Source organism: Pseudomonas fluorescens Q2-87, from assembly GCF_000281895.1.
GTDB lineage: Bacteria > Pseudomonadota > Gammaproteobacteria > Pseudomonadales > Pseudomonadaceae > Aquipseudomonas > Aquipseudomonas fluorescens_S.
Genome location: NZ_CM001558.1, coordinates 909,245 through 933,021 on the forward strand (window position 1 = coordinate 909,245; position 23,777 = coordinate 933,021).

23 protein-coding genes are annotated in these 23,777 nt (G+C 61.3%); 14 read left to right on the forward strand and 9 right to left on the reverse strand.

The window, feature by feature from the left end:
- Nucleotides 1-11: 11 nt before the first annotated feature.
- The 7 genes from PFLQ2_RS23535 (at nt 12) to hisC (ending at nt 5,878) form a co-directional block, all read left to right on the forward strand.
- The gene (locus PFLQ2_RS23535; RefSeq protein ID WP_003178021.1) at nt 12-665 is read left to right on the forward strand and encodes an MlaC/ttg2D family ABC transporter substrate-binding protein; all 654 of its coding nucleotides are present in this window, start codon (nt 12-14) and stop codon (nt 663-665) included.
- Nucleotides 662-967: an STAS domain-containing protein gene (locus PFLQ2_RS23530; protein ID WP_003178023.1), complete on the forward strand. Its 306-nt coding sequence runs from the start codon at nt 662-664 to the stop codon at nt 965-967. Before PFLQ2_RS23535 ends, PFLQ2_RS23530 begins: the two co-directional genes overlap by 4 nt.
- A 114-nt stretch (nt 968-1,081) precedes the next feature.
- Nucleotides 1,082-1,321, forward strand: a complete 240-nt coding sequence (locus PFLQ2_RS23525) for a BolA family protein (protein WP_003178025.1) — start codon at nt 1,082-1,084, stop codon at nt 1,319-1,321.
- 22 nt (nt 1,322-1,343) lie between these two features.
- Nucleotides 1,344-2,609, forward strand: coding sequence for a UDP-N-acetylglucosamine 1-carboxyvinyltransferase (gene murA, locus PFLQ2_RS23520; protein ID WP_003178028.1), 1,266 nt, complete (start codon nt 1,344-1,346; stop codon nt 2,607-2,609).
- 127 nt (nt 2,610-2,736) lie between these two features.
- On the forward strand, nt 2,737-3,372 hold the full coding sequence (gene hisG, locus PFLQ2_RS23515) for an ATP phosphoribosyltransferase (protein WP_003178031.1): 636 nt from the start codon (nt 2,737-2,739) through the stop codon (nt 3,370-3,372).
- Between the two features lie 123 nt (nt 3,373-3,495).
- Nucleotides 3,496-4,824, forward strand: coding sequence for a histidinol dehydrogenase (gene hisD / locus PFLQ2_RS23510; protein WP_003178033.1), 1,329 nt, complete (start codon nt 3,496-3,498; stop codon nt 4,822-4,824).
- Between the two features lies 1 nt (nt 4,825).
- Nucleotides 4,826-5,878, forward strand: a complete 1,053-nt coding sequence (hisC, locus tag PFLQ2_RS23505; protein WP_003178035.1) for a histidinol-phosphate transaminase — start codon at nt 4,826-4,828, stop codon at nt 5,876-5,878.
- Nucleotides 5,879-6,004: 126 nt separating this feature from the next.
- Here hisC and algW read toward each other — a convergent pair whose 3' ends face one another.
- On the reverse strand, nt 6,005-7,165 hold the full coding sequence (algW, locus tag PFLQ2_RS23500) for a Do family serine endopeptidase AlgW (RefSeq protein ID WP_003178037.1): 1,161 nt from the start codon (nt 7,163-7,165) through the stop codon (nt 6,005-6,007).
- Between the two features lie 104 nt (nt 7,166-7,269).
- Here algW and PFLQ2_RS23495 point away from each other — a divergent pair, with 104 nt between their 5' ends.
- From PFLQ2_RS23495 to cysN, 3 genes are all read left to right on the forward strand, one after another.
- On the forward strand, nt 7,270-8,028 hold the full coding sequence (locus PFLQ2_RS23495; protein ID WP_003178039.1) for a Nif3-like dinuclear metal center hexameric protein: 759 nt from the start codon (nt 7,270-7,272) through the stop codon (nt 8,026-8,028).
- A gap of 263 nt (nt 8,029-8,291) precedes the next feature.
- Nucleotides 8,292-9,209 carry a sulfate adenylyltransferase subunit CysD gene (cysD, locus tag PFLQ2_RS23490; RefSeq protein ID WP_003178041.1) on the forward strand — a complete coding sequence of 306 codons (918 nt, stop codon included), beginning with the start codon at nt 8,292-8,294 and terminating at the stop codon, nt 9,207-9,209.
- A gap of 9 nt (nt 9,210-9,218) precedes the next feature.
- The gene (gene cysN / locus PFLQ2_RS23485; protein ID WP_003178043.1) at nt 9,219-11,117 is read left to right on the forward strand and encodes a sulfate adenylyltransferase subunit CysN; all 1,899 of its coding nucleotides are present in this window, start codon (nt 9,219-9,221) and stop codon (nt 11,115-11,117) included.
- 176 nt (nt 11,118-11,293) lie between these two features.
- On the opposite strand, the gene PFLQ2_RS23480 is transcribed toward cysN, so the two are convergent.
- Genes PFLQ2_RS23480 through PFLQ2_RS27530 form a run of 3 tightly spaced genes read right to left on the reverse strand, consistent with a single transcriptional unit; the run spans nt 11,294 to nt 14,701 of the window.
- Nucleotides 11,294-12,202, reverse strand: a complete 909-nt coding sequence (locus PFLQ2_RS23480; protein WP_003178045.1) for an acyltransferase — start codon at nt 12,200-12,202, stop codon at nt 11,294-11,296.
- Nucleotides 12,203-14,302: a phosphate acetyltransferase gene (pta, locus tag PFLQ2_RS23475; RefSeq protein WP_003178048.1), complete on the reverse strand. Its 2,100-nt coding sequence runs from the start codon at nt 14,300-14,302 to the stop codon at nt 12,203-12,205.
- A gap of 60 nt (nt 14,303-14,362) precedes the next feature.
- Nucleotides 14,363-14,701 carry a DUF3565 domain-containing protein gene (locus tag PFLQ2_RS27530; RefSeq protein ID WP_088021764.1) on the reverse strand — a complete coding sequence of 113 codons (339 nt, stop codon included), beginning with the start codon at nt 14,699-14,701 and terminating at the stop codon, nt 14,363-14,365.
- On the opposite strand from PFLQ2_RS27530, the gene PFLQ2_RS23470 reads away from it, so the two are divergent.
- The 3 genes from PFLQ2_RS23470 to PFLQ2_RS23460 all read left to right on the forward strand — a co-directional run bounded on the left by PFLQ2_RS23470 (nt 14,670) and on the right by PFLQ2_RS23460 (nt 17,165).
- Nucleotides 14,670-15,155 carry an FKBP-type peptidyl-prolyl cis-trans isomerase gene (locus PFLQ2_RS23470; RefSeq protein WP_003178049.1) on the forward strand — a complete coding sequence of 162 codons (486 nt, stop codon included), beginning with the start codon at nt 14,670-14,672 and terminating at the stop codon, nt 15,153-15,155. The two genes, PFLQ2_RS27530 and PFLQ2_RS23470, sit on opposite strands and share 32 nt — an antisense overlap.
- A 112-nt stretch (nt 15,156-15,267) precedes the next feature.
- Complete coding sequence (locus PFLQ2_RS23465) at nt 15,268-15,750, forward strand: glutathione peroxidase (RefSeq protein WP_003178051.1); 483 nt, start codon at nt 15,268-15,270, stop codon at nt 15,748-15,750.
- 311 nt (nt 15,751-16,061) lie between these two features.
- Nucleotides 16,062-17,165, forward strand: coding sequence for an NADH:flavin oxidoreductase (locus tag PFLQ2_RS23460; protein ID WP_003178052.1), 1,104 nt, complete (start codon nt 16,062-16,064; stop codon nt 17,163-17,165).
- 137 nt (nt 17,166-17,302) lie between these two features.
- Here the strand turns inward: PFLQ2_RS23460 and PFLQ2_RS23455 are convergent, their stop codons facing one another.
- Both PFLQ2_RS23455 and cysZ read right to left on the reverse strand, forming a co-directional pair.
- Nucleotides 17,303-18,502 (reverse strand): glycosyltransferase family 4 protein, encoded by a 1,200-nt coding sequence (locus PFLQ2_RS23455; RefSeq protein WP_003178054.1) that lies wholly within the window; start codon nt 18,500-18,502, stop codon nt 17,303-17,305.
- 40 nt (nt 18,503-18,542) lie between these two features.
- Entirely contained in the window at nt 18,543-19,298 is a 756-nt protein-coding gene (gene cysZ / locus PFLQ2_RS23450; RefSeq protein WP_003178056.1) for a sulfate transporter CysZ, read from the reverse strand.
- Nucleotides 19,299-19,611: 313 nt separating this feature from the next.
- Here cysZ and trxB point away from each other — a divergent pair, with 313 nt between their 5' ends.
- Complete coding sequence (gene trxB, locus PFLQ2_RS23445) at nt 19,612-20,574, forward strand: thioredoxin-disulfide reductase (protein ID WP_003178057.1); 963 nt, start codon at nt 19,612-19,614, stop codon at nt 20,572-20,574.
- A gap of 187 nt (nt 20,575-20,761) precedes the next feature.
- On the opposite strand, the gene PFLQ2_RS23440 is transcribed toward trxB, so the two are convergent.
- From PFLQ2_RS23440 to PFLQ2_RS23430, 3 genes are read right to left on the reverse strand one after another with little or no spacing between them, the layout of a single operon-like run.
- The gene (locus tag PFLQ2_RS23440; protein WP_003178058.1) at nt 20,762-22,045 is read right to left on the reverse strand and encodes an NAD(P)/FAD-dependent oxidoreductase; all 1,284 of its coding nucleotides are present in this window, start codon (nt 22,043-22,045) and stop codon (nt 20,762-20,764) included.
- 57 nt (nt 22,046-22,102) lie between these two features.
- Nucleotides 22,103-22,936 carry a transporter substrate-binding domain-containing protein gene (locus tag PFLQ2_RS23435; RefSeq protein WP_003178059.1) on the reverse strand — a complete coding sequence of 278 codons (834 nt, stop codon included), beginning with the start codon at nt 22,934-22,936 and terminating at the stop codon, nt 22,103-22,105.
- Nucleotides 22,937-22,981: 45 nt separating this feature from the next.
- Nucleotides 22,982-23,773 carry an amino acid ABC transporter ATP-binding protein gene (locus PFLQ2_RS23430; protein ID WP_033045913.1) on the reverse strand — a complete coding sequence of 264 codons (792 nt, stop codon included), beginning with the start codon at nt 23,771-23,773 and terminating at the stop codon, nt 22,982-22,984.
- Nucleotides 23,774-23,777: the final 4 nt, after the last annotated feature.

Sequence of the window (23,777 nt, forward strand, 5' to 3'; positions counted from 1 at the left end):
GGAGCTTTTGAATGATCTCTATCTTGCGACGTAGCCTGTTGGTGTTGCTTGCGGCGCTGCCGCTGATGGCCAGCGCCGTGGCTGCGCCTTCGGCACACGACATCATCCAGGACACGACGACCCGGTTGTTGGCGGACCTTGCCGCCAATAAAGAGAAGTACAAGCAGGACCCAAGCGCGTTCTATGACGCGCTGAACGGTATTGTCGGTCCTGTGGTGGATGCCGACGGCATCTCCAAGAGCATCATGACCGTCAAGTATTCGCGCAAGGCAACCCCAGCGCAGATGACGCGTTTCCAGGAAAACTTCAAGCGCAGCCTGATGCAGTTCTATGGCAATGCCTTGCTCGAGTACAACAACCAGGGCATCACCGTTTCGCCGGCCAAGGACGAAAGCGGTACCCGCACCAGCGTCGACATGCAGGTCAAGGGCAACAATGGCGCGGTCTACCCTGTTTCCTACACGCTCGAGAAAATCAACGACGAGTGGAAAGTGCGCAACGTGATCATCAATGGCATCAACATCGGCAAGCTGTTCCGTGATCAGTTCGCCGACGCCATGCAGCGCAACGGCAACAACCTGGACAAGACCATCGACGGTTGGGCCGGTGAAGTCGCCAAGGCCAAGGAAGTCACCGAAGAAGCCAAAGAGAAGCAGGAACAATGACCGAGTCGGCCGTTCGTCTGGGCGAGGCTGGCGAGCTGCTGGTCAGCGGTGTGCTGGACTATCGCACCGGCCCGGCGCTGCGCAAGCAGGGCCAGGCGCTGATCAAGTCCGTCAGTGCCGCGCAGGTGGTCATCGACTGCTCGGCGGTGCAGAAGTCCAGCAGCGTCGGCTTGTCGTTGCTGCTGTGTTTCATGCGGGACGCCAAGGCGGCCGGCAAGACGTGGAGCATCCGTGGGATGCCCGAAGACATGCGCGAAATAGCCCAGGTCAGCGAACTGACCGAGCTGCTGGCGCACCCCTGACCCACATCCTTGGGAAAGCCCCCCGTCAGAGTCCTGCTTTGCGGGGTTCGCAGGCCCGGGGCTTTTTTGTATGATGTGCGACCCGCGCGCACAGGGCGCCGATTGAGGTTGAGCATGCAGGCTGTAGAAGTGAAGAGCTTTCTTGAAGGAAAGCTGCCTGATACTCAGGTGGAAGTTGAAGGCGAAGGCTGCAATTTTCAGCTGAACGTGATTAGCGATGACCTGGCGGCATTGAGCCCGGTCAAGCGTCAGCAGAGCATCTATGCCCATTTGAACCCATGGATCGCCGATGGCAGCATCCACGCGGTCACTATGAAATTTTTCAGCCGCGCGGCTTGGGCCGAGCGCACCTGAGCCCAAGGGCCTCGAGATTCTTATGGATAAACTGATTATTACCGGCGGCGCTCGTCTTGATGGCGAGATCCGTATTTCCGGGGCAAAGAACTCCGCCCTGCCGATCCTGGCCGCAACCCTGCTGTGCGATGGCCCGGTGACCGTGGCCAACCTGCCGCACCTGCACGACATCACCACGATGATCGAGCTGTTCGGCCGCATGGGCATCGAGCCTGTGATCGATGAGAAGCTCAGCGTCGAAATCGATCCGCGCACCATCAAGACCCTGATCGCCCCGTACGAGCTGGTGAAAACCATGCGCGCATCGATCCTGGTGCTGGGTCCGATGGTTGCCCGTTTCGGTGAAGCCGAAGTCGCATTACCTGGGGGCTGCGCCATTGGCTCGCGTCCGGTGGACTTGCACATTCGTGGCCTGGAAGCCATGGGCGCGATCATCGACGTCGAAGGCGGCTACATCAAGGCCAAGGCACCTGAAGGTGGCTTGCGCGGCGCGAACTTCTTCTTCGATACCGTCAGCGTGACCGGTACCGAGAACATCATGATGGCTGCTGCATTGGCCAAGGGCCGCAGCGTGCTGCAAAACGCCGCGCGCGAGCCTGAAGTGGTCGACCTGGCGAACTTCCTGATCGCCATGGGTGCCAAGATCACTGGCGCCGGTACCGACACCATCACCATCGATGGCGTCGAGCGCCTGCATTCGGCCACCTACAAGGTGATGCCGGACCGGATCGAAACCGGCACCTATCTGGTGGCCGCTGCCGTCACCGGTGGCCGCGTCAAGGTCAAGGACACCGACCCAACCATCCTTGAAGCTGTCCTGGAGAAACTCAAGGAAGCCGGTGCCGAAGTCACCTGCGGCGAAGATTGGATCGAAGTGAACATGCACGGCAAGCGGCCCAAGGCCGTCAACGTGCGAACCGCTCCGTACCCGGCGTTCCCGACCGACATGCAGGCCCAGTTCATCTCCCTCAACGCCATTGCCGAAGGCACAGGCGCGGTGATCGAGACGATCTTCGAAAACCGTTTCATGCACGTCTACGAGCTGCACCGCATGGGCGCCAAGATCCAGGTCGAAGGCAACACCGCCATCGTGACCGGCACCGAGAAGCTCAAGGGCGCGCCAGTGATGGCTACCGACCTGCGGGCCTCGGCCAGCCTGGTGATCTCGGCCCTGGTTGCCGAAGGCGATACCCTGATCGACCGCATCTATCACATTGACCGTGGCTACGAGTGCATCGAAGAGAAACTGCAGATGCTCGGCGCCAAGATCCGCCGCGTGCCCGGCTAGTTCCGGCTGCCTGGACGCAGGGAGGCGTCCACCGATTTGTTTCGATCGAGGGTGGTTACACCCTCGATGTGTGTCCGGCGCCGCTTGCGCCCGGGCATGAGTACCTTGATAAGGACTGACGTTTCCCATGTTGACCATCGCACTGTCCAAGGGCCGCATCCTTGACGACACCCTGCCGCTTCTGGCTGAAGCGGGCATCGTGCCGACCGAGAATCCGGACAAGAGCCGCAAGCTGATCATCCCCACGACCCAAGCCGACGTGCGCTTGCTGATCGTGCGTGCCACCGATGTGCCGACCTACGTGGAACATGGCGCCGCCGACCTGGGCGTTGCCGGCAAGGACGTGCTGATGGAATACGGCGGCCAGGGCCTGTACGAGCCCCTGGACCTGCAGATCGCCCGCTGCAAGCTGATGACCGCCGGTAAAGTCGGCGCGCCGGAGCCCAAGGGCCGGCTGCGCGTGGCGACCAAGTTCGTCAACATTGCCAAGCGTTACTACGCCGAGCAGGGTCGTCAGGTCGATATCATCAAGTTGTACGGTTCGATGGAGCTGGCGCCGCTGATCGGCCTGGCGGACAAGATCATCGACGTAGTCGACACCGGCAATACCTTGCGGGCCAATGGCCTGGAGCCCCAGGATTTCATCGCCAACATCACCTCCCGGCTGATCGTCAACAAAGCCTCGATGAAAATGCAGCACGCCCGTATCCAGGCGCTGATCGATACCCTGCGCAAGGCAGTGGAATCGCGACACCGCGGCTGATTCACCTGCGCGACCTTGAGTCGCGCCCGTCTATCCGCGTCATAGCCAATTTTCTCAGGTGCCCACGCGAATGGACTGGTAGCTTAGGGCGCCTGAGCATTTGCCATTAATGAGGCCCTCGCTATGACCGCTCCCACCTCGATTCGCCGACTCAACGCTGCCGACCCGGATTTCGCGCATCATCTGGATCATCTGCTGAGCTGGGAAAGTGTGTCTGACGACTCGGTCAATCAGCGGGTGTTGGAGATCATCAAGGCTGTGCGCGAGCGTGGCGATGACGCCCTGGTGGAATTCACCCAGAAATTCGATGGCCTGCAAGTGGCATCCATGGCCGACCTGATCCTGCCGCGCGAGCGCCTGGAACTGGCCCTGACCCGGATCACCGTGCCCCAGCGCGAAGCCCTGGAAAAAGCCGCTTCCCGGGTGCGCGACTATCACGAACGGCAGAAACAGGACTCCTGGAGCTACACCGAAGCCGACGGCACGGTGCTGGGCCAGAAGGTTACGCCGCTGGACCGCGCCGGCCTCTACGTGCCCGGTGGCAAAGCGTCCTATCCGTCCTCGGTATTGATGAACGCGATCCCGGCCAAGGTTGCCGGCGTGACCGAAGTGGTCATGGTCGTCCCGACGCCGCGTGGCGAGATCAATGAACTGGTGCTGGCCGCCGCGTGCATCGCTGGCGTGGACCGGGTGTTCACCATCGGCGGCGCCCAGGCCGTGGCCGCGCTGGCCTATGGCACACAAAGCGTGCCACGGGTCGACAAGGTGGTCGGGCCGGGCAACATCTATGTTGCCACTGCCAAGCGTCACGTGTTTGGCCAGGTTGGCATCGACATGATCGCCGGCCCTTCGGAAATCCTCGTGGTATGCGACGGCCTGACCGACCCGGACTGGATCGCCATGGACCTGTTTTCCCAGGCCGAGCACGACGAAGACGCCCAGGCGATCCTGGTCAGCCCGGACGCAGAGTTCCTCGACAAGGTCGCCGCCAGCATCGACAAGCTGCTGCCGACCATGGACCGCGCCGAGATCATCAACACCTCGATCAACGGCCGTGGCGCGCTGATCAAGGTCGATGACATGGCACAGGCCATCGAAGTCGCCAACCGGATCGCGCCGGAACACCTGGAGTTGTCGGTCGCCGATCCGCAAGCCTGGCTGCCACAGATCCGCCACGCCGGTGCGATCTTCATGGGCCGCCACACCAGCGAAGCCCTGGGCGATTACTGCGCAGGGCCCAACCACGTATTGCCGACTTCCGGGACCGCGCGCTTCTCGTCGCCGCTGGGGGTGTATGACTTCCAGAAACGTTCGTCGATCATCTTCTGCTCCGAACAAGGCGCGTCGGAACTGGGCAAGACCGCGTCCGTGCTGGCCCGTGGCGAATCGCTGAGCGCCCACGCCCGCAGCGCTGAATACCGCATTCTTGACGATGAAGGACAGGGGAACTGATATGAGTAAATTCTGGAGCCCGTTCGTCAAGAACCTGGTGCCCTACGTGCCGGGCGAACAGCCGAAGCTGAGCCGCCTGGTCAAGCTCAACACCAACGAGAACCCTTACGGGCCATCGCCCAAGGCGCTCGCGGCGATGCAGGCCGAGCTGAACGACAACCTGCGCCTGTACCCGGACCCCAACAGCGACCTGCTGAAAAACGCAGTGGCCGGTTATTACGGCGTGCAGAGCAACCAGGTATTCCTGGGCAATGGTTCGGATGAAGTGTTGGCGCACATTTTCCATGGCCTGCTGCAACACGATAAGCCGCTGCTGTTCCCGGACATCAGCTACAGCTTCTATCCGGTGTATTGCGGGTTGTACGGCATCCCATTCGATGCGGTGCCGCTGGATGAGCAATTCCGCATCGATCCGGCGGACTATGCCAAGCCGAACGGCGGGATCATCTTCCCCAACCCGAACGCGCCAACCGGTTGCCTGCTGGCGCTGGAGGCCGTGGAGCAGATGCTCAAGGCCAGCCCGGATTCGGTGGTGGTGGTCGACGAGGCCTATATCGATTTTGGCGGCGAGACGGCCATCACCCTGGTGGATCGTTACCCGAACCTGCTGGTGACCCAGACCTTGTCCAAGTCCCGCTCGCTGGCAGGGCTGCGAGTGGGCCTGGCGGTCGGCCATCCGGACCTGATCGAAGCGCTGGAGCGAATCAAGAACAGCTTCAACTCCTATCCGCTGGATCGCCTGGCAAACGTCGGCGGCGCGGCGGCGTTCGATGATCGTGAGCATTTCGACAAGACCTGCCGGCTGGTCATCGAGCACCGAGAATGGGTCGTGGCGCAGCTACAGGCTAAGGGCTTTGAAGTGCTGCCTTCAGCGGCCAATTTCATCTTCGCCCGTCACCCCCGGCACGATGCGGCAGCCTTGGCGGCGAAACTGCGGGAGCAGGGCGTGATCGTGCGTCACTTCAAGCAGGAACGAATCGCGCAATTCCTGCGGATCAGCATCGGCACGCCAGAGCAGAATCAGGCGCTGATCGAAGCCCTGGGCGAGCTCTAAAGCCTGGCGCTGAAGCTGTGGGAGCGGGCTTGCCCGCGAATGCGTAGTGTCAGTCGATATCTCTTCGCTTGATCCACTGCATTCGCGAGCAAGCCCGCTCCCACAGGTTTAGAGGCGTCTTTGGCTCTACTCTTCTTCCTTGGCCGCAACCGGCGCCGGCGGTGGACGCAGGCCGATTTCAGCGGTGAGCTTGAGTTCCTTGCCGTTGCGCATGACCTGGATCGTGACCTTGTCGGTGGGCTTGATCCGCGCCACCTGGTTCATCGAACGGCGCCCATCGCCGGCGGGTTCGCCGTCGATGCTCAAGATCACGTCGCCCAGTTGCAAACCGGCCTTCTGCGCCGGGCCGTCGCGGAAAATCCCCGCGACCACGATTCCCGGGCGCCCGGACAGGCCGAAGGACTCCGCCAGCTCCTGGGTCAGCGGCTGGACTTCGATGCCCAGCCAGCCGCGAATCACCTGGCCGTGTTCGATGATGGACTTCATCACTTCCATCGCCAGCTTCACCGGAATGGCAAAACCGATGCCCTGGCTGCCGCCGGACTTGGAGAAGATCGCCGTGTTGATCCCGGTGAGGTTGCCATTGGCATCCACCAGCGCGCCGCCAGAGTTGCCGGGGTTGATGGCGGCATCGGTCTGGATGAAGTCTTCGTAGTTGTTCAGGCCCAACTGGTTGCGCCCGGTGGCGCTGATGATGCCCATGGTCACGGTCTGGCCGACACCGAACGGGTTACCGATGGCCAAGGCAACATCGCCGATGCGGATGCTGTCGGAGCGGCCGATGGTGATGGCTGGCAGGTTCTTCAAATCGATCTTGAGTACCGCGAGGTCGGTTTCCGGGTCACTTCCGATCACGCGGGCCAGGGTTTCGCGGCCATCCTTGAGGGCAACCACGATCTGGTCGGCACCGGCGGTGACGTGGTTGTTGGTCAGGATATAACCTTCCGGGCTCATGATCACGCCCGAACCCAGGCTCGATTCCATGCGCTTCTGCTTGGGCGAGTTGTCACCGAAGAAGCGGCGGAACTGCGGATCTTCGAACAGCGGATGGCTGGGCTTGTTGATGACCTTGGTGGTGTACAGGTTCACCACGGCCGGGGCGGCGGTCGTCACCGCGTCGGCATAGGACACGGGACCCTGCTGCACGGCCTTGGTTTGCGGGGCCTGTTGCAGATTGACGTCGAGGCTCGGCAAGCCCACCCATTCGGGGTAGCGCTGGATAATCAGTAGAGCGACAAGCACGCCAGCCAACAGCGGCCAGCCGGAAAAACGCAGCGCCTTGAGCATTAAGCACGTCCTACAAAGGTTGCAGGCGGTATGAGACCGCCCATAATGACGCGCATTATACGAGGCCGCACGCGCCTCTGAACGGGATATTTAGGAGTCTTTTCATGGCCGTCGCCCTGAGCACCCTGGTCGAAGAAGCGGATCGTTACCTGGCAAGCGGCCGGATCGCAGATTATTGCCCCAACGGCCTGCAGGTCGAAGGCGCGCCACAGGTGACGCGCATTGTCAGTGGTGTCACCGCCAGCCAGGCGTTGCTCGATGCCGCGGTCGCGGCCGAGGCCGACCTGGTGCTGGTGCACCATGGTTATTTCTGGAAGGGCGAGAACCCTTGTGTCACCGGGATGAAACAGCGTCGGCTGAAAACCTTGCTCAAGCACGACATCAGCCTGCTGGCCTATCATCTGCCGCTGGATTTGCACCCTGAGGTGGGTAACAACGTGCAATTGGCCCGTCAGTTGGACATCACCGTCGAGGGCCCGCTGGATCCGGAAAATCCCAAGGTCGTCGGCCTGGTCGGCTCCCTGTCGGAACCGATGACTCCTCGGGATTTCGCCCGCAAGGTCCAGGAGGCGATGGGGCGCGAGCCGCTGCTGATCGAAGGTGAACAGATGATCCGTCGGGTCGGCTGGTGCACGGGCGGCGGCCAGGGTTATATCGACCAGGCGGTGTTGGCCGGCGTTGATCTCTACCTCAGCGGCGAAGCCTCGGAGCAGACGTTCCACAGCGCCCGGGAAAACGGCATCAGCTTCATCGCCGCCGGGCACCATGCGACTGAACGCTACGGCGTGCAGGCGCTGGGTGATTACCTGGCGCGACGGTTTGCCTTGGAACATATCTTTATCGATTGTCCGAATCCCATTTAGACACTGTGAACCCTGTGGGAGTGGGCTTGCTCGCGAATGCAATGGCTCAGTCAACATTTATGCAACTGAACTACCGCATTCGCGAGCAAGCCCGCTCCCACAATAAGCATGCTCACAAAGATGGATATGGGCCCGAACCACCGGGCATATCCATATGCTGTTTCGATCTAGTTGGCGCCCTGAATAGAAGAGGTCGCTGTGCTAGGATTCCCCGCTCGAACACGGCCCGCTGGCCGTTCATAAGAAAGTTTTCGTGAGTAGCCATGGTCGACAAACTGACGCATCTGAAACAGCTGGAGGCGGAAAGCATCCACATCATCCGCGAGGTGGCCGCCGAGTTCGATAACCCGGTGATGCTGTACTCCATCGGTAAAGACTCCGCCGTGATGCTGCACCTGGCACGCAAGGCGTTCTTCCCGGGCAAGCTGCCGTTTCCGGTGATGCACGTCGACACCCGCTGGAAGTTCCAGGAAATGTACAAGTTCCGCGACCGCATGGTCGAGGAGCTGGGCCTGGACCTGATCACCCATGTGAACCCGGACGGCGTGGCGCAGGGCATCAACCCTTTCACCCACGGCAGTGCCAAGCACACCGATATCATGAAGACCGAAGGCCTCAAGCAGGCCTTGGATAAATATGGTTTCGACGCCGCGTTCGGCGGTGCCCGCCGCGATGAAGAGAAATCCCGCGCCAAGGAGCGCGTGTACTCGTTCCGCGACAGCAAGCACCGCTGGGACCCGAAAAACCAGCGCCCTGAGCTGTGGAATGTCTACAACGGCAAGGTCAACAAGGGCGAGTCGATCCGTGTGTTCCCGTTGTCGAACTGGACCGAGCTGGATATCTGGCAGTACATCTACCTCGAAGGCATCCCGATCGTGCCGCTGTATTTTGCTGCTGAACGCGAAGTGATCGAGAAGAATGGCACGCTGATCATGATCGACGACGAGCGCATCCTCGAGCACCTGTCGGACGAAGACAAAGCCCGTATCGTCAAGAAGAAAGTGCGTTTCCGTACCCTTGGCTGCTACCCGTTGACGGGCGCGGTGGAGTCCGAGGCCGAAAGCCTGACGGACATCATCCAGGAAATGCTCCTGACGCGAACTTCCGAGCGCCAGGGCCGGGTCATCGATCACGATGGCGCAGGCTCGATGGAAGATAAAAAACGTCAAGGTTATTTCTAAGGGGTTGTCATGTCGCATCAGTCTGATTTGATCAGCGAGGACATCCTCGCCTACCTGGGCCAGCACGAGCGTAAAGAGCTGCTGCGTTTCCTGACCTGCGGTAACGTCGACGACGGCAAGAGCACCCTGATCGGGCGCTTGCTGCACGACTCCAAAATGATCTACGAAGATCACCTGGAAGCCATCACCCGCGATTCGAAGAAAGTCGGCACCACCGGTGACGACATCGACCTGGCGTTGCTGGTCGACGGCCTGCAGGCCGAGCGCGAACAAGGCATCACCATCGATGTCGCGTACCGCTATTTCTCCACCGCCAAACGCAAGTTCATCATCGCCGACACGCCCGGCCATGAGCAGTACACCCGCAACATGGCCACCGGTGCCTCCACCTGTGACCTGGCGATCATCCTGGTGGACGCCCGCTACGGTGTGCAGACCCAGACCCGTCGCCACAGCTTCATCGCCTCGTTGCTGGGCATCAAGCACATCGTCGTCGCCATCAACAAGATGGATTTGAAAGGCTTCGACCAGGGCGTGTTCGAGTCGATCAAGGCCGACTACCTGAAGTTCGCCGAAGGCTTGAAGATGCAGCCCACCAGCATGCACTTCGTGCCGATGTCTGCCCTCAAGGGCGACAACGTGGTGAACAAGTCCGAGCGCTCGCCGTGGTATACCGGCCAGTCGCTGATGGAAATCCTTGAGACGGTGGAAGTGGCGGGCGACCGTAACTTCACCGACCTGCGTTTCCCGGTGCAGTACGTCAACCGTCCGAACCTGAACTTCCGCGGTTTCGCCGGCACTCTCGCCAGCGGCATCGTGCACAAGGGCGACGAAGTGGTGGTATTGCCGTCGGGCAAGAGCAGCCGCGTCAAATCCATCGTCACCTTCGAAGGCGAGCTGGAACACGCCGGCCCAGGCCAGGCGGTGACGCTGACCATGGAAGACGAGATCGACATCTCCCGGGGCGACCTGCTGGTGCATGCCGACAACGTGCCGCCGGTCACCGACAGCTTCGAAGCGATGCTGGTGTGGATGGCTGAAGAGCCGATGCTGCCGGGCAAGAAGTACGACATCAAGCGCGCCACCAGCTACGTGCCGGGTTCGATTGCCAGCATCGTCAACAAGGTCGACGTGAACACCTTGGAAGAAGGGCCGGCCAGCGCGTTGCAGCTCAATGAAATCGGCAAGGTGAAGATCGCGCTCGATGCGCCAATCGCCCTGGACGGTTACGAGAGCAACCGCACCACCGGCGCGTTCATCATCATCGACCGTTTGACCAACGGTACGGTCGGCGCCGGCATGATCGTCGCCCAGCCTTTGGCCCATGGCAGCAGCACGCACCACGGCAAACTGGCCCATGTATCGGTGGAAGAACGCGCCCAGCGCTTCGGCCAGCAACCGGCCACGGTCCTGTTCAGTGGCCTGTCGGGCGCTGGCAAAAGCACCCTGGCCTATGCGGTTGAACGCAAGTTGTTCGATTCGGGCCGTGCGGTATTTGTGCTCGATGGCCAGAACCTGCGCCATGACCTGAACAAGGGCCTGCCTCAGGACCGCGCCGGGCGTACCGAGAACTGGCGCCGTGCGGCTCATGTCGCCCGCCAGTTCAACGAAGCCGGCCTGCTGACCCTCGCCGCGTTTGTCGCCCCGGATGCCGAAGGGCGCGAACAGGCCAAGGCGCTGATCGGCAAGGAACGCTTGCTGACGGTCTACGTCCAGGCCTCGCCGACGGTATGCGCCCAGCGTGATCCGCAAGGCTTGTATGCCGCTGCCGGCGACAACATCCCGGGCGAGTCCTTCCCGTACGATGTGCCGCTGGATGCCGACCTGGTGATCGACACCCAGTCGCTGACGTTGGAGGAGAGCGTCAAGCAGGTGCTGGATCTGCTGCGCAAGCGTGGGGCGATCTAAGCAAGGCCGCTGTAAATAAAAAGCCCGCAGGTGAGTGATCATCGGCGGGCTTTTTCATTTCCAGAGAGCCACTCGGTCTACTGTGGGAGCGGGCTTGCTCGCGAAGACGGTGGAGCATCCAACGTCTTTACGAGCTGATACACCGCTTTCGCGAGCAAGCCCGCTCCCACAGGGGATTAACGGTGGTCTGGGTATTCGCGGTGCATCTGCTCAAGCAACGCATCCTTGTCCTGCCACAACTGGTTGATCCAGCCCTGGAACTCCAGGCGATACGTGCCGTCCTGGTCGTAGTTTCTGCCGACGAATTGCGGCGGGATCTTCAGTTCCTGGAAATGCACCACCACCTCTCCCACGTTGCCGCAGAGCAGGTCCCAGTATCCCGGACGACCGCCCGGATAATGCATCGTCACGTTGATGATCGATTCCAGTTGCTCGCCCATGGCATCGAGCACGAACGCTATGCCGCCGGCCTTGGGCTTGAGCAGGTAGCGAAACGGTGATTGCTGCTGGGCATGCTTGGCTTCAGTGAAACGCGTGCCTTCGACAAAGTTGAAAATACCGACTGGGTTGTTGCGAAACTTCGCACAGGTCTTGCGGGTGGTTTCGAGATCCTTGCCTTTCTTTTCCGGGTGCTTTTCCAAGTAGGCCTTGGAGTAGCGCTTCATGAATGGAAACCCCAGCGCCCACCAGGCCAGGCCGATGATTGGCACCCAGATCAGTTCCTGCTTGAGAAAGAACTTCAACGGGCGGATGCGCCGGTTCAGCACGTACTGCAACACCATGATGTCGACCCAGCTCTGGTGGTTGCTGGTGATCAGGTAGGAATGCTGATAGTCCAGGCCCTCCAGGCCGCTGAGGTGCCAGCGGGTGCGGCGCAGCAGGTTCATCCAGCCCTTGTTATTGCTGATCCAGGCTTCGTGGATGTGGCTCATCAGCCAGTCGGTGAGGCGCTGGGCGGCAGGGAAGGGCAGCAATAGCTTGAAGATCGCCACGATGAACAGCGGCGTGCAGCAGGCGATGGTGTTCAGCGCCAAGAGCAGCGAGGCAATGACGCCGCGCAGGGGAGCAGGCAGGAAATCGAGCATTTAAATATCCATGGGGCGGTTGGCGGCTTGGATCGCGGTCAGGGCGATGGTGTACACGATGTCGTCGACCTGGGCGCCGCGGGGCAAGTCGTTCACCGGTTTGCGCAAGCCTTGCAGCATTGGCCCGAGGCTGACGCAATCGGCGCTGCGCTGTACGGCCTTATGGGTGGTGTTGCCGGTGTTCAGGTCCGGGAAGATAAACACTGTCGCCCGGCCGGCCACCTGGCTGTTGGGCGCCAGTTGCCGCGCCACGGTTTCGTTGGCGGCGGCGTCGTATTGCAGCGGGCCGTCGATCAACAAGCCGTGTTGCGCTTCGTGGGCCAGCAGCGTCGCTTCGCGGACCTTCTCCACTTCCTCACCACTGGCTGATTCGCCACTGGAATAGCTGAGCATGGCCACCCGTGGCGTGATGCCGAACGCGGCGGCCGAGTCGGCGCTTTGCAGGGCGATTTCCGCCAGTTCCGTAGCGCTGGGGTGCGGGTTCATTACACAGTCGCCGTAGACCAGTACTTCTTCGGGAAAGAGCATGAAAAATACCGAAGACACCAGGGTGCAGCCGGGGGCGGTCTTGATCAGCTGCAAGGCCGGACGGATGGTGTTGGCGGTGGAATGGATCACGCCGGACACCAGCCCGTCGACCTCATCCAGCGCCAGCATCATGGTGCCAATGACCACGGTGTCTTCCAGTTGTTGCTCGGCCATCGGTGCGTTCAGGCTCTTGGTCTTGCGCAGCCGGACCATGGGCTCGACGTAACGCTCGCGAATCGAATCCGGATCGAGAATCTCCAGCCCCGGCGGCAGTTCGATGCCCTGGGCACGAGCAACTGCCTCGACGTCGGCCGGCTTGGCCAGGAGCACGCAGCGGGCGATGCCGCGTGCCTGGCAAATGGCAGCCGCCTGGACGGTCAAGGGTTCGCTGCCTTCGGGCAGCACGATGCGTTTGTTCGCCGCCTGGGCCCGTTGGATCAGCTGGTAGCGGAATACCGCCGGTGACAGGCGCATTTCCCGTGGCGTGCCGCAGCGCTGGTGCAGCCATTGTGCGTCCAGGTGGCTGGCGACGAAATCGGTGATGATCTCGGCACGTTCGCGGTCATCAATCGGAATTTCCTTGTTCAAACCGTGGAGCAGGTTGGCGGTGTCATAAGAGCCGGTGCTGACCGATAGCACCGGCAGGCCCGCCTGGAAAGCGCCTCGGCACAGATCCATGATGCGTGGGTCGGGCAGCGTGTCGCTGGTCAGCAGCAGGCCGGCCAATGGCACGCCGTTGATCGCCGCCAGGCTCACGGCCAGGATAATGTCGTCGCGATCGCCGGGAGTCACCACCAATACGCCGGGCTTGAGCAGTTCCACGGTGTTGCGCATGGTGCGGGCGCAAATGATGATGTTGCTCATGCGCCGAGTTTCGTAATCGCCGGCGTTGAGCACTTGCGCACCCATCAGGTCGGCCACGTCGCGGGTGCGCGGAGCGTTGAGTTCCGGGCGAAACGGAATGCAGCCCAGCAGGCGGAAATCGCCGCTGCGCAGCAAGGGCGAGTGCTCCTTGAGCCGTGCGGAGAACGCCTCGATGCTTTCGTCGGTACGGACCTTGTTGAGGATCACGCCGAGAACCTTCGGGTCTTTCGGCCCGCCGAACAGCTGCGCCTGCAATTCAACCCGCCCGGACAGCTCGGTCAGCACTTCGTTTTCCGGCGCCGAGACCAGGATGACCTCGGCGTCGAGGCTCTTGGCCAGGTGCAGGTTGACCCGGGCCGCGTAGCTGGCGCTGCGGGTCGGGACCATGCCTTCGACAACCAGCACGTCCTTGCCGACGGCCGCCTGCTGGTAAAGGGTGATGATTTCTTCCAGCAGCTCATCGAGCTGGCCATCGCCGAGCATGCGCTCGACGTGAGCCAGGCCCAATGGTTGCGGTGGCTTGAGGCCGTGAGTGCGGGCCACCAGTTCGGTGGAGCGTTCCGGCCCGGTATCGCCCGGATGAGGTTGGGCGATGGGCTTGAAAAAGCCGACTTTCAGCCCGGCCCGTTCGAGAGTACGCACTAGCCCGAGGCTGATGGAGGTCAGACCCACACCAAAATCGGTGGGCGCGATAAAAAAAGTTTGCATGCGGATTCTCTAAGGGTGCATGACAATGGCGTGACCTATGGCTGGTCATCTACCCACAATTCAGTCGCCAAGGTTATCGCTAACCGGGGCCTGCGCGCACCAGCCGCAGTCAAAGGGCTGGCCTATTTTTTCAATACGTTGCGCCGGATCCAGCACCCACGCCCGGGCCTGCCAGGGCGGCTGGTGGCGCAGGTGCTGGGTATGACCGCAGGACAGCTCGGCGACCCAGTGCCCATCCTCGTCCTGATGGAAACCGGTGACCGTCGGTCTGTCCGGGCAGGTCCGTTTGTCCGGGTTCCGTTCGCTTTCGGGCAAATCCTTGTTTAGACTTGTCCGTTCTTCATTCTTATGCAAAAGGTCTCGCCCCATGCTGATCGCCGCCAATAAGGCTGTCTCCATCGACTATACCCTGACCAACGACGCTGGTGAGGTCATCGACAGCTCTGCCGGCGGCGCTCCGCTGGTCTACCTGCATGGCGCAGGCAACATCATCCAGGGCTTGGAAAAAGCCTTGGAAGGCAAAACGGTCGGTGACGACCTGGACGTTACCGTCGAGCCGGAAGACGCCTACGGCGAATACTCCGCTGAACTGGTCAGCACCCTGAGCCGCAGCATGTTCGAAGGTGTGGACGAACTGGAAGTGGGTATGCAGTTCCACGCTTCGGCGCCCGATGGCCAGATGCAGATCGTCACTATCCGCGACTTGGAAGGCGATGATGTCACCGTTGATGGCAACCACCCGCTGGCCGGCCAACGTTTGAACTTCAAGGTCAAGATCGTCGACATCCGCGATGCCAGCCAGGAAGAAATCGCCCATGGTCACGTCCATGGCGAAGGTGGTCATCACCACTGATTTCTGCGCTACGCTCAGAGAACCGGAAAGGCGCCATACGGCGCCTTTTTCGTCGGTAGCTGGTAGCATCACCCATGGCTTTTTCGAAAAGATCGCAAACCTGGAGTTCGTCATGAGTGCTTTTCACGACCTTAAACTGAAAGCCCTGGATGGTCAGGAGCTTGCTCTGGCGCCCTTCAAGGGGCAAGTCGTGCTGGTGGTCAACGTCGCCTCCAAATGTGGCCTGACGCCGCAATACGCTGCGCTGGAAAACCTGTACCAGCAATACAAAGACCGGGGTTTCACCGTGCTGGGCCTGCCCTGCAACCAGTTCGCCGGGCAAGAGCCGGGGACCGAGCAGGAAATCCAGGAGTTCTGCAGCCTCAATTATGGTGTGACGTTCCCGCTGTCCAGCAAACTGGAAGTGAACGGGCATGATCGCCACCAGCTGTACCGCCTGCTGGCGGGCGAGGGCGCCGAGTTTCCCGGGGATATCACTTGGAACTTCGAAAAGTTCCTGCTGGGCAAGGATGGTCGCGTGTTGGCGCGATTCTCCCCACGCACGGCACCGGATGATCCGACAGTGATCCAGGCCATCGAGAAAGCACTGGCTTGAAGCCCCTGCACTGACCCCTGTGGCGAGGGAGCTTGCTCCCGCTGGGCTGCGCAGCAGCCCCCAGACCTGCCAACTCGGTCTGTCAGAAAGACCCGGTCGCTGCTGATGGGGCTGCTGCGCAACCCAGCGGGGATAAATCCCCTCGCCACAGGTTTGCACCCGGCTGTGCATTCGGTTGAGCCCACCCATCGCGATCCTCTCGGCTCCCTTCTGATCCTTAATCATTCCAATCAATAGTGCTATCCAGCACTTGGCACGCCACATATTATCCCCGTCATATTGACCTGTGACTTTGTCCCGTGGAGTGCCTCATGCCTGTAAAAGCCCTGTTCAGACCCTTCCACCTTGGCGCCCTCGAATTGCCGACCCGCGTGGTGATGGCGCCAATGACCCGTTCCTTTTCGCCGGGCGGTGTGCCAAACGCCAAGGTCATCGAATACTACCGTCGTCGTGCAGCGGCCGGGGTCGGCCTGATCGTCACCGAGGGTACGATCGTCGGGCACAAGGCTTCCAACGGTTATCCGAACGTGCCGCATTTCTATGGCGAGGCAGCGCTGGCCGGTTGGAAGCAGGTGGTGGACGCGGTTCACGCCGAAGGCGGCAAGATCGTTCCGCAGCTGTGGCACGTGGGCAGTGTGCGACGCATCGGCACCGAGCCGGATGCCGGTGTGCCGGGCTATGGTCCGAGCGAAAAACTCAAGGATGGCCAGGTCGTGGTCCACGGCATGACCCAGGCAGACATCGATGAGGTCATCGCTTCATTCGCCCAGGCCGCGAAAGATGCCCAGCGCATCGGTATGGACGGTGTGGAGATTCACGGTGCCCATGGTTATCTGATCGACCAGTTTTTCTGGGAAGGTAGCAACCAGCGCACAGACGGTTACGGCGGCAGCCTGGCCAACCGCTCGCGCTTCGCCATCGAGTTAATCCGTGCCGTGCGCGCGGCGGTGGGCGAGGGCTTCCCGATCATTTTCCGTTTCTCCCAGTGGAAACAGCAGGACTACACCGCGCGCCTGGTGCAAACCCCTGAAGCCCTGGACGAATTCCTCAAGCCGCTGTCCGAGGCTGGGGTGGATATTTTCCACTGCTCGACGCGTCGCTTCTGGGAGCCGGAGTTCGAAGGCTCCGAGCTGAACCTGGCCGGCTGGACCCGCAAGCTCACCGGCAAGCCCACCATTACCGTGGGCAGCGTCGGCCTGGATGGGGAATTCCTGCAGTTCATGGTCAACACCGACAAAGTCGCGCAACCGGCCAGCCTGGAAAAACTGCTGGAACGCCTGAATAACGACGAGTTCGACCTGGTGGCGGTGGGCCGTGCGCTGCTGGTGGACCCGGATTGGGCGCAAAAAGTGCGTGAAGGTCGAGAGCAAGACATCTTGCCGTTCAGCCGCGAGGCGTTGATGACGCTGGTTTAAGCGGCACCTGAACTGACGCTATCGCGAGCAAGCTTGCTCCCACATTCAATCTCCAGCGAACATCAGCCTAGTGTTCGACGAGGGTCTCCTGTGGGAGCGAGCCTGCTCGCGATGGCGACCTCAATATCGCCTCACATTCAACGCACTGTCGACGCAGCAGGCAGCACTGCTTCGCCGACACAAACCCCGCGCAGCTGTGCCTCGAATTGCTCGATCACCGATGCCCAGCCCTGGCGACTGGCATGTTGGCGCGCATTGAGCCTCACACAACGCAGGGTTTCGCGTTCCTCCAGCAGCCAACGCACTGCGTCGCAGAACGCCTCTTCATCCCCCGGCATCGCCAGCACGCCATTATGGCCGTGACGTATGTGCTGCGCGGCCGCAGCCTGGTCATAGGCCACCACGCCCAGTCCGGACGCCAACGCCTCCAGCACGACGTTGCCGAAGGTTTCGGTCAGGCTCGGAAAGACGAACACATCGCCGGAGGCATAATGGCAGGCCAAGGCCTCGCCACGTTGCGGGCCACAAAAGATCGCATCGGGCAGCGCCTGCTCCAATGCGCCGCGCTGCGGGCCGTCCCCCACCACCACCAGTTTCATTTTTAGCCCGGGAAACGCCTTGCGCAGTGTGTCGAAACTGCGCTGGAGCAGCCCGAGGTTCTTCTCAGGTGCCAGGCGTCCGACGTGAATCACGGCAATGTCGTCATCACCCAGGCCCCAGGACTCACGCAGGCTGGCCGAGCGCCTGACCGGATGGAACAGTTGGCTGTCGACGCCGCGAGACAGCAATGCCACCCGCTGGAAATGCCGCCGCTCCAGTTCCAGGCGCTGGCTGAGGCTGGGCACCAGGGTCAGGCTGGAGCGGTTGTGAAACCAGCGCAGGTAATGCGTGAGCAGGCGACTCAGCAAGCCGAGGCCGTACTGCTGGGTGTATTGTTGGAAGTTAGTGTGGAATCCGCTGACTACCGAAATGCCCAGGCGCCGCGCCGCTCGCAGTGCCGACAGACCCAAAGGCCCCTCAGTGGCGATGTACAGCACATCCGGACGCTGGCGTTTCCAGCGCCGCAGCAGCTTGTGCATCGACGCCTGGCCCCACTGCAAGCCCGGATAACCCGGCAGCGGCCAGCCCCGGCACAGCAGCAATTGCTCATCGTTGGCCGGGCGCTGGTCATTGGCCTGGCGGGGGCGGATCAACTCCACCCGATGCCCTCGGGCGCGCAAGCCGTCGCACAGGCGGCCCAGGGTATTGGCCACGCCATTGATTTCCGGCGGGAAGGTTTCAGTGATGAGGCTGATGTGCAAGGGTGTGGTCATGACCCCAGTGTCGACCGGGGCCATTTCGTCATTGTGACGCCAGGGTGATGGATTCGTGACAGCTTCAGCCCTGTCGGGCCAACGCGGTCTCGGCGCCTTGCTCCCGGACCCAGAACAATGTCGCCCCGGCCACCGCCGCCGGCATCATCAGGACATTGACCACCGGAATCAGCAGCACCAGATACACGCTGCCGCCAAAGCCCAGGCTCTGCCAGCGCTTTTCCCGCAGCCAGGCGAGCATCTCGTTCCAGCCCAGCTTGTGGTTGTCCGCCGGGTAGTCGATGTATTGGATCGCCATCATCCATACGCCGAACAGCAGCCACAGCGGCGCGGCCACGATGTTGATCACCGGAATGAATGACAGGACGAACAGCCCCAGGGCGCGGGGCAGGAAATACCCGAGCTTGCGCGCCTCCCGGGCAAAGGTACGTGGGACCATGGCGACCAGCTCGCCCCAACTGAAGGCCGGAAAGTCATCGGTACCGCGAACGACCACTTCGACTTTCTCGGCAAGAAAACCATTGAATGGCGCAGCGATGATGTTGGCCAGCATCGTAAAGGTGAAAAAAACCATCAGCACGACGAGCACCACGAACAGCGGCCAGAGGATATAACTGAGGAAACCCAGCCAGTCCGGCAGCGATGGCATCAGTGTGTCGACCCAGAGGCTGAATTGGTGGCCGGCCAAGTAGATTAAGCCGACGAATAGCAACAGGTTGATCGCCAGGGGCAAGAGTACGAACAAACGCAGGCCCGGGCTCAAGACCAACTTGAGGCCTTCTCGCAAATATTGCGGGCCGGACAGGACGGGGGCGGGCATAGGTGGCTCCGAGCGAAGGGTGAACGCGCCGACCTTACCGGCTTTGCCCAGCATGGGAAAGCGGCGACACGGCGCGTAACAACCTTTATTGCCGCGCCAAGCCCTATTGGGGGGACGGCTGGGGATAGAGCTCACCTATGAGCTGGATTGTTAAACCGTATTTCCTTAATCTTCGCTCCCTCGATACGCTGCACCCAATTCTTTGACAGGACTGTCGAACCAAAGCCTTCCCCAAGTGCATCCACAGTCCTTTTTTATTCGCGCCGCTCACCCGGCGTTCCGGCCCGTAAGGTCCGGTCAACAGGAGCAGGTCATGTCTGAAGTCCGTCATTCGCGAGTGATTATTCTCGGTTCCGGCCCTGCCGGTTACAGTGCTGCGGTCTATGCAGCCCGTGCCAACCTCAAGCCGCTGCTGATCACCGGCATGCAGGCCGGCGGTCAATTGACCACCACCACCGAAGTCGACAACTGGCCCGGCGACGTCCATGGCCTGACCGGCCCGGCCCTGATGGAGCGCATGAAGGAACACGCCGAGCGCTTCGAGACCGAGATCGTTTTCGATCACATCAATGCCGTGGATTTCGCTGCCAAGCCGTACACCCTGACCGGTGACAGCGCGACCTACACCTGCGATGCCCTGATCATTGCCACCGGTGCCAGCGCCCGTTACCTGGGCTTGCCGTCGGAAGAAACCTTCATGGGCAAAGGCGTTTCCGCTTGCGCTACCTGCGATGGCTTCTTCTACCGCAACAAACCCGTGGCCGTGGTCGGTGGTGGCAATACCGCCGTCGAGGAAGCTTTGTACCTGGCCAACATCGCCAGCACCGTCACGCTGATCCACCGCCGCGAGACCTTCCGCGCCGAGAAGATCCTGATCGACAAACTCAACGCCCGCGTCGCCGAAGGCAAGATCATTCTCAAACTCAATGCGACCCTGGACGAAGTGCTGGGCGACAACATGGGCGTGACCGGTGCCCGCCTGAAGAACAACGACGGCAGCTTTGACCAGATCACTGTCGACGGCGTCTTCATCGCCATCGGCCATACACCGAACACTTCGCTGTTCGAAGGCCAGCTGGAGCTCAAGGACGGTTACCTGGTGGTCAAGGGCGGCCGTGATGGCAACGCCACCGCCACCAGCATCGAGGGCATCTTCGCCGCCGGCGACGTGGCCGACCACGTCTATCGCCAGGCGATCACCTCGGCCGGCGCCGGTTGCATGGCGGCCCTGGACACCGAGCGCTACCTGGACGGTCTGCAGAACGCTTCGTTCTGACACGACAGGTATAAAAAACCGGCTTCGGCCGGTTTTTTTGTGCTCAGGCTCCACGCAACCCTGTGGGAGCGGGCTTGCTCGCGAATGCGGTGGATCAGCCAGCATAGTGTTGACTGGCACACCATATTCGCGAGCAAGCCCGCTCCCACAGGGGGACGTGTGATGCCCGGAACTCTCCCCAATCCCATCACCCCCGCAACCGCTCCTGAACAAAGTCCATCACCTTCAACGATTGATAGATCGCGTTCGCTGCCACGCGCCCAAACGGTCCACCATTCCAGTCCAGCAAATAAGGTTTGAACACCTTGTAGCGCTCGCTTTCCCCGCAAATGGCTTGCGCGATCACCCTGGCGCCGATAGACCCGGTGTTCAAGCCGTGGCCGCCAAATGACGTACACGCCCAGACGCCAGGTTCCAGCAGGCCCAGGTTGGGCATTTTGTTGGTGGAGTAGCCCATCAGCCCGGACCAGGCCAGCTCGATCTTCACCGATGCCAGTTGTGGATAGACGGACACCATGTCGGCCTTGAGCATGGTCGCCAGGGCTGTTTCGTCCTGTTCATTGCGCGTCGTGATACGTCCGCCCCAGAGCAGGCGGTCGCCTTCGACGACACGGTAGTAATCCGAGGCGCGACGGTCGTCGGAAAAGGCTGCGCTGGAATCCAGGACCTCTCTGATCGAGTCGCCCAGGGGTTCGGTCAGCACCACATAGGTGGCGATGGGCAGGTAGGCACGGTTGAGTTTTTGCAGTTCCGAGCCGCCGTAGCCACCGGCACAGAACACCAGGTCGTTGCAGTGCACGGCACCCAAGGCTGTACGGACGCTAAGGACGTCTCCTTTACGCTGCCACGCAAGCATCTTGGTACCTTCGTAGATCCGCCCGCCCGCCGCTTCGATGGCCAAGGCCAATCCCAGGCAGTAATTGAGCGGGTGGAAGTGCAGGGCTTTCGGGTCTTCGATGCCCTGGAAATAGCGCTGGGTGTGGGCCCGCTCGCGGACTTGCGCGGTGTCGAGGAAATTGAGTTCATAACCGAAGTCGCGGCGCATGCTCTCGATATGGTTTTTCACGCCGGCGCTGTCGTCGTAGCGTTTGACCCGGATCGTGCCGGCGGACGGGTCGCAACCGACCAGGTTAAGGTCCGTGATGTTGTGGCGCACGATGTCCACGCCCTCCACTGACATCTGGAACAGTGTCCTGGCCTGTTCCAGCCCCAGTTTCTTGCGGATCGCCCCCGAGCCTTCGGCCCAGCCCGGTGAAACCACTCCACCGTTGCGCCCCGACGCGCCCCAGCCGACTTGATGGGTTTCCAGCACGATCACCCGCTTGCCGCGCCGCGTCAGCTCCAGCGCCGTGGTGAGACCGGCGATGCCGGCACCGATGATGCAGACATCACAGCTTTCCTGAGTATCGAGCCCGGGCCTGGCCGGGCGCGGCAGCGAGGTCTGGGAATACCAGGTGGTGGGAAAGGACATGCTCGATCCTTGAAGTGTTCTGTGCGGGAGCGAGCAGGCTCGCCCCCACAAGGTGTGTTAGTTGACGACTGAGTAATCGACGCCATACCACTTGGTCGACAATTGAGTCAGCGTACCGTCCTTGTGCATCTGGCCAATGATTTCAGCCAGTTTGGCCTTCAGTTCCGGGTCGCCCTTGTCGGTGGCAATGGCCAAGGGTTCGTAGAACACCGCCGTGCCGCCGATGGCCCGCAATGGGTAGTTCTTCTTGATGGCGGCTTCCAGGGTGCTGCGTTGGGTGAGGATCGCGTCCAGGCGAACGCCGTTGCCCAGGCGCAGGTCATCCAGCGGTGCGAGAGAACCGGCGTAGGTCTTCATCTTTCCGGCCTTGACGTCGTAGGCGACCGGTGGCATGTCCGTGGCCTCAATGGCCAGTTGCTGGTTCAGATAATCTTCGGAGGTGGTACCGCCTTCAACACCAATGGTCTTGCCGTTGAGCGCCTTGCGGTCGGTCAGGGTCGAGTCGTTGTGTACGGCGAAAACGTAGGGCACGTAGTAGTACGTGGCGGGAAAGTCGAGGATCCGCGCACGGCTGCTGGTGGCGGTCATCGAACCGACGGACATATCCCATCGACCGTTCCACTTGCCGGCGGTGATCACGTCCCAGTCGGGCGTTACGAACTTGACCGCAACGCCCAGGCGCTTGGCGATTTCCTTGGACACATCGATATCGAAGCCATCGATTTCATTTTTGTCGTTGATGAAACCTTGTGGCGGCCAGGTCGCCGAGGTGGCGACGGTCATTTGTTTGCTGCTCTGGATCTTGTCCAGCACCGCCCCGGCGTTGGCGGCGCCGACGAACAGCAGCGACAGGGCGGCTGCCAGGGTGGTCAAGCGTTTTTGACTGAGCATGTGCATCTCCACTTTTCGTTATTGTTATGCGGGGTAAAGCGGGTCTCAGTGACCGATGATCTGCGACAGGAATTTCTGTGCGCGTTCGGTCTGCGGGTTATTGAAGAATTCGGCGGGCGTGGCCTGTTCGATCACCTGGCCCTGGTCCATGAAGAGCACGCGATCGGCTACCTTGCTGGCGAAGCCCATCTCATGGGTCACGCAAATCATGGTCATGCCGTCGGTGGCCAGTTCGCCCATCACATCCAGCACCTCATGGACCATTTCCGGATCCAGGGCCGAGGTGGGTTCGTCGAAGAGCATCACTTTGGGGTTCATGCATAACGCCCGGGCAATTGCCACGCGCTGTTGCTGGCCACCCGACAGTTGCGAGGGGTATTTGTCGGCGTGCTCGGCAATGCGTACTCGCTCCAGGTAGACCCGAGCGCGTTTTTTTGCCTCGGCGCTGGACACGCCCTGCACCAGTTGCGGGGCCAGGGTCAGGTTGTCCATGACGCTCAGGTGCGGGAACAGGTTGAAGCTTTGGAACACCATGCCGATTTCGCGGCGTACGGCGCTGACGCTCTCGGCTTCGCTGGTGAGGGCGATGCCGTTGACCTGGATGTGGCCTTTCTGGAAGTTTTCCAGATGATTGATGCAGCGGATCATCGTCGATTTGCCCGAGCCGGACGGCCCACAGACCACCAGGATCTCACCGGACGCGACGTTCAGGTCGACGTCCCGTAGCGCGTGGAAATTGCCATACCACTTGTTCAGGCCGCTGATGGCAATCATCGGGGCTCCGGCCTGCGCAACGGCTGCCGGGGCGAGTCGCTCGGCGGTGTTGGTTCGAGTCATCTGG